A 14,169-nucleotide genomic window follows, 5' to 3' on the forward strand; every position below is an offset into this window, starting at 1 on the left:
GATAAGTAGAGATTTGGGGGGTTATGGTGATGAAAATTGACAGATACTCTAAAAATATTTTAATGTCCGCAGGAGAGTTCGAAGCAGAAAGAAAATATTGGACTGACAGACTTCAGGGGGAAGTGGTATCAGCAGGTTTGCCGCTGAGTTTTGGCCGTACCAAAAGTGAACAGTACAAAAAAGTTTCAAAGAGCATTGTATTTCCCGATGAGGTTTCCAAAAAGTTTATTTCCATGAGCAACAGCTCGCCTTATGCACTGTATATGATACTGTTATCTTGCGTAAACTGCCTTATTTATAGATATACGGGAATTGAGGATATTACGGTTGGAATGCCGGAATTTAAGCAGGAGGGCAAGGAAGATATACACTCCCGGAACATTCTTCCTTTGAGGATTAATATAAAAAATCAAGAGACTTTTAAGGAATTGTTAATGGATGTCAGGGATGCCGTAAGATATGCAGATGAGAATAAAAACCTTCCGATGGAAATCATAGAGGAGCTTTTGAATTATGACCCGGAGGATATTTCGCCCCTGTTTAAAACCGTCGTAATGCTAGAGGGTATACAGGATAAAGCTTGCATGGAAGAAACAGAATCGGATACATTGTTTTGCTTTTCGGTGGAGCAAGAATTGATAAAGCTTGATCTAAGTTTTAGGGAAGATTTGTTAAAGGAGCAGTTTGCAGGACAGGCAATGGCACATCTTGTGAATATTGCTGCTTCGGTTGCTTCCAATCCGGATATTATGCTTTCACAGATGGAGGTTCTTTCCGATGACGAAAGGAAGCGGATTCTATATGACTTCAACAATACGCGAAAAGTATATAGTGACAGCAAGACGATTCATAAGATGTTCGAGGAGCAGGTGGAGAAAACTCCGGACAACGTAGCTGTAATATTCGGAGACAGAGAAATTACATACAGAGAATTGAACCAAAGATCCAATAAGCTTGCAGCATTGCTCAGGGATAGAGGAGTAAAGCCGGGGGTATTTACAGCGGTCCTAATGGAGCGTTCTATGGAAATGATACCGGCAGTAATGGGAATAATTAAGGCCGGAGGAGCTTATGTACCCTTTGAACCATCGTTTCCCAAGATGCGTATTCAGAAGATTCTTGAGGATCTCAACATCCACTGCATTATTACCCAGAGTTCATTCCTAAAGACCGTAAGGGAAATGCAATGGTCTCTCCCTTGCCTTACTGATGTTGTGTGTATGGATGTGGAGGATGAAGGGATACCAATGGAGCAAATTGACCAAAGAGCAATTGGGGAATTCTGGGATCATATTTCCGATAAATCTGTAGATGACGTGACTGCGGGAGGATTTATAAGCAGTTATACAGGAAAACCATTTTCAAAAGAGGAAGTTGACCAATACCAAAACCGGATAATTTCCCTCATAAGTCCTTATCTTGACAAGGAGAAAAAGGTTCTGGAGATTGGCTGTGGCTCAGGAACCATAATGTTTTCCGTTGCTCCTTTAGTAAAACAGTATACCGGTATTGATCCTTCCTCCGTAACCTTGGAGAAAAACAAAGAGTACATATCTTTAAAGGATATCGATAACATTAGACTTTTAAAGGGATTTGCCCATGAAGTGGACACCCTATGCGAGGATTCCTATGATGTTATAATTATTGCCAGTACCGTTCAGTTCTTTCCGGGATATGTATACCTCGAAAGAACAATAGAAAAGGCGTTAAAATTATTAAAGCCCGGTGGAACTCTTTTGGTGGCGGATGTTATGGACGCCGGAAGAAAAGAGGACTTCAGAAGATCACTGGAGGAGTTTCGGAGCAAAAACAAGGATAACAGCGAGATAAGAACAAAAACCGACTTAGACGGGGAGCTCTATGTTGATAAACAGTTCTTTTACGAGTTGGAAGATAAGATATGGGAGATTAACCAAGTAAGGGTGCAGTTTAGAGAGGAAGAATTCAATAACGAACTCATGTACCGCTATGATGTTTTAATTGAAAAGGGACATGCTGCCAAAGAGGAGTATTCATCCCGAGCAATGAAAAGAAGAAATGATTGGACCCTTTGGCACCTTTCAAAGTACTCTGGGGATAATCTTGACATAGATATAAATCCAAGAGAGCTTGCCTATGTTATATACACTTCCGGTTCTACAGGGGTGCCGAAGGGAGTTGCTGTTTCCCATAGGCCGGTTATAAACCTTGTGGAATGGGTTAATCGTACCTTTAGAATTGATTCTAAAGACAGACTGCTGTTTGTAACATCTTTGTGCTTTGACCTGTCGGTATATGATATTTTTGGAATTTTGGCATCGGGAGGCTCAATACGTGTGGCATCGAGAAGTGAATTGAGAAATCCCGAAGCCCTTTTGGATATTCTACATAATGAGCCGATAACCTTCTGGGATTCTGCTCCTGCGGCGCTCAATCAGCTTGTTCCGTATTTTGATGCAGAAAAAGGCCAATTTGCTTCCTTGAGGCTGGTGTTCTTAAGCGGTGATTGGATCCCGGTGACATTGCCGGATAGGATAAGGGGAGCATTCCCTAGGGCAGAGGTTATAAGCCTTGGTGGGGCAACGGAGGCGACGGTATGGTCAAATTATTACCCCATAGGGGAAGTAGATCCGTTGTGGGCAAGCATACCTTACGGGAAGCCCATTCAGAATGCATTTTATTATATTTTAGATTCCAATCTAAATCCGTGCCCTATAGGGGTTATTGGGGATTTGTACATCGGAGGGGAATGCCTTGCATCAGGATATATCAATGATGAAAAGCTGACTGGGGAAAAATTCATTCCCGATCCGTTCAATAAGAGTTTGGATGGACGTATGTATAAAACCGGGGATACTGCAAGATGGTTTGAGGATGGAAATATGGAGTTCATGGGAAGAAAGGACTTCCAGGTAAAGATTCGTGGCTACAGGATAGAGTTGGGGGAAATAGAAAGTCAGCTTATAAAGCACGAAGCCATTAAAGAGGCCACAGTTGTAGTAAGGAAGGATGATGGCGACAACTATATATGTGCCTATTATATTTCAGATAGGGAACTTACTGTGTCGGAGCTTAGGGAGTACCTCCTTATGGAGCTACCATCCTATATGATACCTTCATTTTTTGTAAGGCTTTCCCAGATGCCTGTTACGGATAACGGAAAGCTTGACAGAAAGGCATTGCCCAAGCCTCAGGAAAATGTAAACACTGGAGCGGAGTATGAGGCACCCAGAAATGACATTGAAAAGAAGCTGGTGGAAATATATAGGGATGTACTCGGTGTTGAAAAGATAGGAATAAGGGATGATTTCTTTGACCTTGGGGGCGATTCAATAAAAGCCATACAGGTAACATCCACGGCTGAGCAGCAGGGAATTAACATTTCAGTATCGGATGTATTAAAATATAAAACCATAATTGAAATTGTAGAAAATGTGGATTATACAAAGAAAAAGGAGACAGCATCTCAGACAGAGGTTGAGGGTGAAGTGTTGCTTACTCCTATACAGAAATGGTTTTTCCACGAAGAGCGGGGCTATGCCCACTACTGGAATCAGACAAATCTCTTTAAATTGGAAAGAAATGCCGATTTAAAGCTTTTAGAAGACGTATTTAAAAAGGTAATTGAACACCACGATGCCCTGAGGATGGGATACAGCTTTAAGGAAGAAGAGGTGGTGCAGTACAACAAAAAGGTGAGTGAGACAGATTTCAGCCTTGAGGTTATTGATCTTGCGGCATATGATTATGAGGTTCAAAAGCAGAAGATAAAGGAATTAAGCATAAAAATACAGGACAGTCTTGACCTGGAGAAGGATCTTCTTATCCGGGCCTATGTATTCGATTTGGGCGAAAACGGCAAGAGGCTTTTAATCCCTGTACACCATCTTGTGATAGACGGGGTCTCATGGAGAATCCTCATCGAAGACATAGAAAGACTGTACAAGTCCAAAATGGAGGAGGCTCTGCCTTTAAAGACCACCTCCTATAAAGAGTGGAGTGAAAAGCTTTACGATTATGCTACTAATGGACCTATAGATATAGAGTATTGGGAGAGTATAGATAGTAGTAAAATAAAATCGATTGCCAAAAAAGAGGTAGAGGATAATTATTTAAAAGACCACAAAAAGATTTCCTTTACATTGTCTAAAGAGAATACCAAAAAGCTTTTAACTGAAAGCAATAAAGCGTACGGCACAGAGATAAATGACATTTTGCTTTCAGCCCTGACCCTTTCCTTAGGAGAAGGTTTTGGTCTTGACACTGTGCTGCTTATGTTGGAGAGCTATGGTAGAGAGGAAATAATTGAAGGTGTGAATCTATCAAGAACTGTGGGCTGGTTTACGGCCATGTACCCGGTATGCTTTGAAAGAAAGGATGGCGTAGAGGATACCATTGCACAAGTTAAGCAGAATCTTCGTAAGATTTCATCGAAGAGTATCAATTTCGGTATTGCAAAATATATTAACAAAAATGAGAAATTGAAATCTCTAAGGCCTGAAATCTCCTTTAACTATTTGGGACAATTCGATAATCCCGGAGAAAAGGGTAGCCTGCTAAATGCCTCAGATGAGGATTTTGGAAGGAGCATCCATGAAAACAACAAGCATTGTTACCTTATGGATGTAAACGGCATGACTGTGGATGGAAGGCTTCAGTTCCTTATTGGATACAACGAAAAGTATGTAGATGAAGCGGCAGTACAAAAAACGGCACAATGCTTTGAAAAGACTCTTATCGGATTGGTGGAGGGCACCGACAAGAAGCTTGCAAATGCCATTGAAGTGAAAAATCCGGCACTTTACCAGATTAACCGACCCGATGCAAAAGAGCTGAAAGTAGTACTTCACAACGATATAGTTACCTTTTTGTGCCACTCGCTGGCGATATGTATTATACTGGCGGATGAAAGAATCCATCCTTGGTACTATGAGCATTATGTCAAGCTTTATACCGAGACTCAGGCCAACGGTATGCTGATTATGGATTTCCTTGAGCTTCGAGCTCCCTACAACGAGGTTATCCAGGAGGTATACATGGGTTATGAACTGCTAAAGGATGTACCGGACATTATTGACTATATAGTAGATAAAATAAACCTGGGATACTATGCTATAGTAAATGTTGACGAGTACTATCTTCCAGCGAAAAAGGCATATAAAAACCAGCACTATGTTCATCACTCCCTTATCTACGGGTATGACAATTCGAAGAGGGAGCTTAAGGCAATCGGCTTTAATGCAGAGCAAATGTTTGCAAAAATGACGTTTGACTATGATATGTACCGAGAGGCTTTTGAGAGCGGCAAGTTGTATTATAAAGGATCGGCACCTTGGGCCGAAACCAATGCCATTGAGCTTTTGAGGCTAAGGGACTTTATACAGGAATATCCTTTTAACCTTGAAAAGTTTACCAATAGATTAGCGGATTATGTGAACTCCAAAGAGGACCTTCAGGTGGTTTATGCCCAGAGGTTTGACCAGTATTATCTGGGCAAGGAACAGCTGAAATTCGGTATGGAGGTTTATGACGAAGTGATTCGCCGCCTTGATGACCTAAAAAACGGTGTGATAACTATCGACTATAGAGCGATTCACCTTTTGTATGAGCATAAGAAGTCCATACACAAGAGATTGGAGTTTATTGTGTCCAGATTTGATGTGCCTTTGAGACTTAAGGAGCTTAAAGAAGAATATCGTAAGGTAATGGATACGGTTGATTCCGCAAGGCGTCTTATGTTGAAGCATACTATCGGTAATGGTGAAGGATATAACCTGACACCGGATAAAGAGGTCATAGACCAAATATCCGATACCTTAAGTCAAGTAAAAGTGATGGAAAAGCAGGTACTCACAGAAATATGTGATAAACTGCGGGAGGTATATAATGAGTTCTAATAATAAATTGTGTGTAAAACTTATTCATTGCGGCAATAAGAATATCGCAAACTCTGTGGATGATGCCCAGAAAAATGTGTTTTTCATGCCTATAGGCTTCTGTGCCTTAGGATATGAGCTAAAAGCAAACGGATTTGATGTGGAGGTAATACATTCTGACCTTATTGATAGGGAAAGGATACTTGACACAATTGATTTTAATAATGTGGATGCTATAGGCTTTGATTGCCATTGGGCCAATCAGAGTCTTGGAGTGATAGAAACCGCTGAGTATATAAAAAAAGTAAATCCCGAAATATTTGTGTTTCTTGGAGGATACACTGCCAGCCTCTTTTCTGAGGAAATAGTTCGGGAATATCCACAGGTGAATGCGGTTATAAGAGGGGATGGAGAGGTGCCGATAGTGGAGTTGTGTCGTGCACTGTATGAGAACAAAATTTCTCCAAATCCCAATTACAAGCTCCTTAAGGAGGTTCAGAACCTGGTTTGGAGAGACTCGGAGGGCAATGTAATATCAAACGAGTTTTCTTATATTGGTACTCAGGAGAAAATTGACAATTTGAATTTTGCTGCACTGGACCTTTTGAAGGATTGGGAGCAGTACCGAATGCTCAGTAAATTCTGGACAAGATTTGATGAGATAAACTCCGGCCCGTTGTTTTTCCTTTGTATAGGAAGAGGTTGCCAGTATGCTTGTCTGTTTTGCGGAGGCAACTGTGAAGCACAAAGGAGGATGAACAACAGGAATTCTGTTGCGATAAGGTCTATAGATTCAGTGCTCAGTACCATAAAAGATGCTGTATCCATGGGCTTTACAACAATGTATACATGCTTTGAGTTTGAAGGAAGTGAAGAATGGTATATTGAGCTTTTGAATAGGATAAAACAGGAGGGTATTGATATAAACTTTATTTACGGTTCATGGAGACTTCCATCAAAGGAGCTTATCGATGCCTTTTCTGAGTGCTGCACACAGGTTATGATGGAAATATCGCCGGAGACTGGGGACGAAGAGCTTAGAAGAATAAACAAGGATATCCGTCTTTACTATTCTAATGAGGAGCTGGAGGAATGCTTAGAGTATATAAGAGCAAAAAAGAACATTAAGATACAGCTATATTACGGATATTTTCTTGTAAAGGATACGGAGCAAACCATAGAAAACACCCTTAAGTATATAATGAAGCTGGCTATAAGGTTTTCTGACTTTGTGGAGCAGGAATATTTCAATTTTTCTACTGATCCCGGTTCATTGATATTTTTCTATCCTGAAAAGTATGACATAGAGATGGGGGTTCGCAGCTTTAAAGACTACATTGAGTATATAAAAGAAAACTATATCAATAATAAGGAGAGCTCTGCGGACCTGAGGGTGTTTAATCCGCGGAATATGTCAATTGAAACTGTAGGGGAGATAGATAGAAAAATAAGGCTATTCAATTATCTGTTTAGTACATATCGAGGAACAGTTTCAACTATACTAAAAAGGACGGAGAATCCCGATATTATAGTGAGCCTACTAAAGGACAATAACCTACTTGACAGCACTAAGAATAAACTCATGCCCGAAGAATTTAAAGAATTGCTGGTGAATGCATGCAATAGAAGCAATTGTCTTGATGCGGAGCTCCTTAGAATAATAAGCATTGAATGTGAAAGACAAAAGATGGAATACAAAGCAGCAAAACCTGCACCGCAGATATGGCTTGAGGAGGTGCCAGACAAGCTTGAAGGCAGTGAGACGGTTGAGGCAATGATGGATTTTATTAATAAGGAGAACAAAGCTCCCAAAGAAGATATAGACTTTGATTTCGATTTTTTGTGAGATGATTAATATATATACACGGGCTTATATGAAATGTAGATATAGTTAATTACAGGAGTATAGTTACATATTGGAAATAAAAACCATGGATATTTTATATTAAATATAGAATATTGCATGGTTTTTTCTTTTTTTTATTATAGGTAAATGATAAAATAAAAGAAGAAAAATGTCCGGAAAAAATATACAGGGGGGTAATTGGTATGACAGCCAAAAAGATAAAGGCGTTTCTTATTCTGATGATTCTGACGATTCTGACAGTAATACACTCAGTTGGTCTTGTAAGTTCAAACGGTGTGAAAGTAAAGATAAACAATGTGGACGTCAGCTTTAGCATGTATCCCCGTATGGTAGATGACGAATTACTAATTCCAGTGAGAGAGTTGTTTGAGTTTTTTGGATTTGAAGTTATTTGGAACAGCATGGACAGAACTGCTTTGTGCACCAAAGACAAAAGAGAGGTATTGTTTGATGTTGATAGGGGCACAGTTCAGTTAGGTGGTGGAAATGAAACGATAGAATCTTCTTTTCATATAATCGAAGGAAGAATTTTTGCATCCGACGAAATATTTGAAATGGCTCTGGATATGATGGTTCAGTGGCATGAAGAAGAAGCTACAGTCTATTTCTGGGATAAGGACAAAGCGGATATATCTGTTTCGGGAAGCGGCAATGTTGTTGCAGTGGGTGAGAATATAATTACAAATATAGTTAAAAGATATAAGATACAGAAGGTGAATGAGGTTATTGCCGAGGCAGACAAATTATATCTTGACAATAATTTTGCCGGTGCTGTAAATAAATATGAAGAAGTACTAAAACATATTTCCAGTGCGCAAAATCCCGAAGAATACGGACATGTTATGATTAATCTCGGTAGCACCTATCTTGAGCTTTCGAAAATATTGGACAATGAAGAGAATATTGATAAAGCAATATTGATATTTGAAGGAGTTCTTAAAAATATTTCATTAGAACAATACCCTTCCGTCGAAGCTTATGCTCATATTGGTTTAGGAGATGCCTATGCGAATCTTGCTATGATACGGGATATGAAAAGCAATTCGTTGAAATCTTTAGCGGAATATGATGAAGCCTTAGAGTTTTTTAATAAGGAGGATTATCCCTATCATTATGCAGGCATTCACCACTTGAGGGGAGTGGCTTTTATAACCCTGTCCCAGACTACGCAGATGGAAGAAAATATTGATAAATCCTTTTTGGCTTATGAAGAGGCTTTGAGCATATACCGGGAAGAGGAATATCCGAAGGAATTTGCAAAAGTAAAAATGAATCAGGCATTGGCCCATGTTTATCATTTTAGGATGAAAGGCGAAGTTGGCGATTTGGAGAAAGGAATTAATGCATATAATGACTGCCTTAAACACATTTCAAAAGAAGAGGATCCAGTGGGTTATGCCAGAATACAGAGCAATATTGGAACTTTATACCTTCAGTACTTTATGGTGAAGCCCACTCAGGAGAATTTGAATAGAACTGTAAGCGCGATAGAAGAGGGATTGAAGGTTTTTACAATAGACAAATACCCTATACAGTATGCTGTAAATCAAAACAATCTAGGCTTTACATATTTGGTATCGCCAAGTAACAGTGAACGGGAGAAAAACCTAAATAAGGGACTTGAGGCTTTAAACAATGCCTTAAAAGTATTTAACATAGTCGATTATCCTTTCTATTATGGTATGGTGCAGATAAACAAGGGACGAGTATATACTTATTTATCGGATTTTCAAGATGGGGAGGAGAACTGCCGTGAATCCATAGGGTATTTTGAGGAAGCATTGAAGGTTTTCACAATTGACAGGTATCCGTTTTATTATGCAGAGGCGTGTACACATATGGCTTTAGCCTATAAGAAATTATCTGAATATGATAATATCAAAGGCAACACTCTTAAGGCCATAGAGCGATATAAACACGTCTTGGATTTTTACACCATTGAAAGTTATCCGGTTTACTATGCCTCAATTAAGCAAAACCTTGGGAGTTCATACATACAGTTATCCTATGTTGACAATTCAAGGGAAAACATATATAGTGCCATTGGGGCCTATGAAGATGCCTTCAAGGTATATACCGAGGAGAGTTTCCCGTATTATTATTCGGATACTCTTATACTTATGGGGGATGCATATAGGCATCTATCGACTATAGAAAATACCATCGAAAACTGCCTTGAGTCGTTGGAATATTATGAAAAAGCTCTGGATTGCTCCACTAAGGAAGAAATAAAACTAAGAAGTGCGTGGATATACCTCAGGATGGCGGAGAATTATGTCAATATGGCATGGTCAAAGGACAAGGAGGAAAACATATTAAAGGCATTGGAAGCTTGCAATAAGGCTTTAGAGATAAATGAGGCGAGAGAGGATACTTCAACCTATGGAAATGCACAATTTGTGTTGGCACAGACTTATTTAGTTCTTTCGGATGTTAGGGAAAAGGAAGAAAACATTGTGAAGGCTTTGAATTCCAGTGACGAAGCACTAAAGATTTTTGGAAGTAAAGAGGCTAAAACCCTTGTTCAGCTTTTGAAAACCCAAGGAGATATTTACTGTAAACTGGCTGAGCTTCAAGACAGCGAAGAGAATCTTCAAAAGTCGCTGGAGCTCTATCAGAAGGCATTGAATATTTTCGAAGAGAAAGGAGAGTATTTTCCGGGACTATATGCAAGCATTTATTGTAGCAGGGGTGATGCCCTAAACAGACTTGCCGGCATAAAAGACAGGGAAAAAAATATAAGGGAGGCATTGCTGTCCTGTGAAGAGGCTCTGAAAATTTATGCTATTGATGTCTATCCTTTGGGCTATGCAAGAGTATGGCATATTATGGGTGATATATACATGAATCTTGTAAATATAAGTAACAGAACTGAAAACAAAAGATCAGCAGAAGAAAGCTATGGCAAGGCGCTAAAAGTATTTACAATAGAAAAAAACCCTCAACTCTATAAAGAGATAACAGAAAAGAAAAAACATCTTGACAGATTCTAAAATTTGAAGCACAATACTCTATAATTATTGTATCATTATGTATCATAAAAAATAAGCATGTCGAAGTATGAAAGATTAGAGCAAGTATTATTCGGTTTTACTGTAAGGAAAAAATGGTAATATAGACACGGTGTAATACAGATAAGAGAGTTATGGACGTACAAGCAACAAAGGGTTAAGTGTTTAGGGGGAGTAAAAATGGATAAGGCTTTTCTAAGTATACGAAATATTCTCGATATTATCTTTAAGATCACAAGCAAGAATGCCAATATTCTCGCTGACTGCTACCTTATAAAGGATTCTTCCATCATTTCGAAATGGAAAAATAACAGGGCAAAGCCAAAGAGTGAAGATTTAATGAAAATCGTTGATTTTGCGTATGAAGAATCTACAGCAACGCAGCGTAAGATGATTAGAAACGAGATTGAGATTTTGATTTACAACTCCTCGTTGAAAGAAGAGATTAAGGAATCGTTGTTACGTATTGCAGACTTTAAGGAATTTTTAGTGGAAGTTTTAAATGTGTCATTATCTTCCGTTGGAAAAATCATCAGACAGAATAGATTAATTGAACAGTCTTCAGAAGGGGGCGAATTTGATAGGGTACCCGATTCTGAGGCAATTACAGCATTTCATAATTCCATAGAGGGTAACTACTCCGGAGTGATGGAGTTTAACCTGACTTTGTCAAAAAGTGGGGAGGATACCCGCAAAGGGACATTAAATGGCGTGGTGGACTATAGGAATAATATCAGTCGGAACATTAAAAGCAAAGTCGGAAATTTGCAGAAGCAGCTTAAATCCAAGAGTATACTGGGAACGGTTATACTTATTGTTGTTACCGGTTTTATGGCTGCCCAAGCGGCAAGCGGCAGTCAGAGCTCAAAAATCTCTATGCCTTCAGAAAAGCCTGCCGAGGTCTCACAGGATATGTCTAATGCCGATTTTGACAGCCTTCAAAACCCAATGACCATACCCATTCAGGCAAACACATCTAGCCAGGAGCTTGAAGAGGTGTTCAACGAAGCTGAAGCAGATACAGGCGTTGAATATGATGACGCTGAAAGCCAAGGGGTTTTAGGTACAGCAAATATAGAAACGCCAACTGACGTAAAAAGTGATACTGCAGCTGATGCAGCAAGCTATCCAACTGCAAACACGACGACTAATTCGACCACCGGCGATACAACCAATACAACAACAAATACGACTAACACATCAAACACGACAAATTCGACCTCCAATGAAGCAACAAATTCAACAATAAGTAACAGTGTTGTTATTGAAGGAGACAACAATATATTAGGTCAGGGAAGCAATATTTATATACATATTGGCGATTAATTTATACGGCTGTGCAAAACCAGGGAGGGTTCATTTATGAAGAGAAATACTCTGGTATTATTATCTGCTGCAATAATACTGGTAACGGTTTTGAAAGCAACTAATGTGAAGTCTTTCGCAGAAAATGTTGAGAAAAACCAAAGCATATCCTTGAATCAAAGTAATAACGAAAGGATAGCGGAAGTTCGGCAAGTGATGATAAATGGTATTGTTTATGTTAAACTAAGACCTGTTCTAGAAGGACTTGGTTGGGTGGTTGAGTGGAACCCGGTTACAAGAGATATTTTGTGCAAAAACGGAACAAGGCTGTTAGTTTTTAATTCTGACAATGTTACAGTTTTTATTGACGGCGAATATGTAATGTTGGATAACCCATTAGTGATTTTAGACGGAGCTACTTATGTACCCGGCAATTTTATTGCTCGGCAATTTGGGGAGCAAATTGGCTGGGACGGAAGCAGCAATCTGATAATTACGAGGGGTTATGATGAGAAAAAAATATCAGTGGAGGGCAAAGAAAACATTGTTATAGCCGGGAACGGAATTATTGTAAATATATTTGAATCCTATAGCATTTTTACTATTTACGATATGGTGAGCTATGCAGATGGTCTTCTTGCTAAAAATAAAGCTGAGAGTGCCGTTATAAAGTATCAGGAGATACTTAAGAATGTTTCCGCTGATGATTTTCCGGAAATATATGTCCATGTGTTAATCAATTTGGGTAATGCATATAGCGTGCTTGCTGAGAAAAAAGATGTTGAAATGAACATGCTGCTTGCCAAAGACATGTATGAAAAGGCCTATCAGTTTTTGAAAACCCAGAACATATCAGAGGATTATGGCTTTTATTTGCTCAACTTTGGAAATGCCTGTAGGGTTTTATATGAGATTAGCAGTCACAAAGGTTATTTGGTGAGGGCTGTAAACCTATATAATGAGGCTTGGGCCTATTGTTCTTCCAATGAGAGCATGCCCGAAAGCGGATTGATTCAGTATAATCTAGGCTTGGCATACCGGGAACTGGGGATGAAGAATTCAGCATATTCTTGCTTGACGGAAGCTGCCGACCTATTCATAAAGGCTCTTGATGTATACCCATTGGAAGTTAATCCTTATCTCTATGCACATATTCAGTTCAACCTAGGAAATGTTTATCTATTGCTTTCGGAGGAGAAGGATATATATATCAACAAGTCTAAAGCTGCTTATGAAGAGGCATTAAAGGTATGGATTCCGGAAATCTATCCGTTGAATTATGCCAGAGCTCACAGATGCATGGGTGATGTCTACAGCAAAATGTATCAGATGGACGGAAATGAAGATAATTTAAAATCTGCCTTGGCAGAATATAATGAGGCTTTAAAATTTTTTTCAATGAAAACCTATCCGGTGGACTATGCCAAAACAAGTATTCAGATTGGAAATACGTATTTTATGCTTGCTCAGCCGGAATGCGGCGGAAAATGGACTAAAGAAATTGCCAAGTTAAATTGCATTTTTCTTTTTTGCCAAAAAATATTGAATTGCTATATTGATAATGATACAATTATTATATAAGATTAACTGTTTTTAGTTTATTTGTGGATAAATAGAGTATTGCATGTTCTTTATTCAAACTCTCTTCTTACTTAGTTTGAGATTTACTTATCCTTAAGATTATTATGTTTCTAGTAAAATGTTAATCTGTTAAACTATTTTGAGGGGGTTTTAAAAATGGCAAAAGGAAAAGCTTCATTTCTACTCGTCATTTTGCTGCTTGTGACTGCTTTTTTACCGACAGCAGTATCGGCTGAGACAACGGATGATTCATGGATTTCAAGCGATGAGGTATCATTTTCCGTTGAGTCAGACAGTATAGGGGACGCCGTTGGAGTGATAAGCATTTTTGAGCTTCAAAAATTGATAGAAAGATGTATTAAAGAGAGAAAGTATGACCCCAGAGGAGACTTGAATTTGGATGGTTCTGTGAATTCGACGGATCTTACAGTATTAAAAAGGTATGTACTCGGAATGATTCCATGGATTCCAATGGATCCTGGTGGTCCTAGAGTTGATTAAGAGTATTTGTTATTGCAAACTGCAAACTCATGATAAAGTAAAAGCGGAT

The 14,169-nt window shown here is 38.9% G+C and carries 6 protein-coding genes; all 6 read left to right on the forward strand.

Annotated features, from left to right (window positions below; translation table 11 throughout):
• Nucleotides 1-29: 29 nt before the first annotated feature.
• The 6 genes from EFD62_RS08355 to EFD62_RS08380 all read left to right on the forward strand — a co-directional run bounded on the left by EFD62_RS08355 (nt 30) and on the right by EFD62_RS08380 (nt 14,120).
• Entirely contained in the window at nt 30-5,876 is a 5,847-nt protein-coding gene (locus tag EFD62_RS08355) for a non-ribosomal peptide synthetase (RefSeq protein WP_128705964.1), read from the forward strand.
• A complete protein-coding gene (locus EFD62_RS08360; protein ID WP_128705965.1) occupies nt 5,866-7,701 on the forward strand; it encodes a B12-binding domain-containing radical SAM protein in 1,836 nt (611 codons plus the stop codon). The genes EFD62_RS08355 and EFD62_RS08360 overlap by 11 nt, the downstream gene beginning before the upstream one ends.
• 203 nt (nt 7,702-7,904) lie before the next feature.
• A complete protein-coding gene (locus EFD62_RS08365; RefSeq protein ID WP_128705966.1) occupies nt 7,905-10,715 on the forward strand; it encodes a copper amine oxidase N-terminal domain-containing protein in 2,811 nt (936 codons plus the stop codon).
• Between the two features lie 198 nt (nt 10,716-10,913).
• Nucleotides 10,914-12,059, forward strand: coding sequence for a hypothetical protein (locus EFD62_RS08370; protein ID WP_128705967.1), 1,146 nt, complete (start codon nt 10,914-10,916; stop codon nt 12,057-12,059).
• Nucleotides 12,060-12,095: 36 nt separating this feature from the next.
• Entirely contained in the window at nt 12,096-13,619 is a 1,524-nt protein-coding gene (locus EFD62_RS08375) for a copper amine oxidase N-terminal domain-containing protein (RefSeq protein ID WP_128705968.1), read from the forward strand.
• A 156-nt stretch (nt 13,620-13,775) separates the two neighbouring features.
• Complete coding sequence (locus tag EFD62_RS08380; protein WP_069194354.1) at nt 13,776-14,120, forward strand: dockerin type I domain-containing protein; 345 nt, start codon at nt 13,776-13,778, stop codon at nt 14,118-14,120.
• Nucleotides 14,121-14,169 lie beyond the last annotated feature (49 nt).

Origin of the sequence: Acetivibrio mesophilus, from assembly GCF_004102745.1 — a bacterium.
Lineage (GTDB): Bacteria > Bacillota > Clostridia > Acetivibrionales > Acetivibrionaceae > Hungateiclostridium > Hungateiclostridium mesophilum.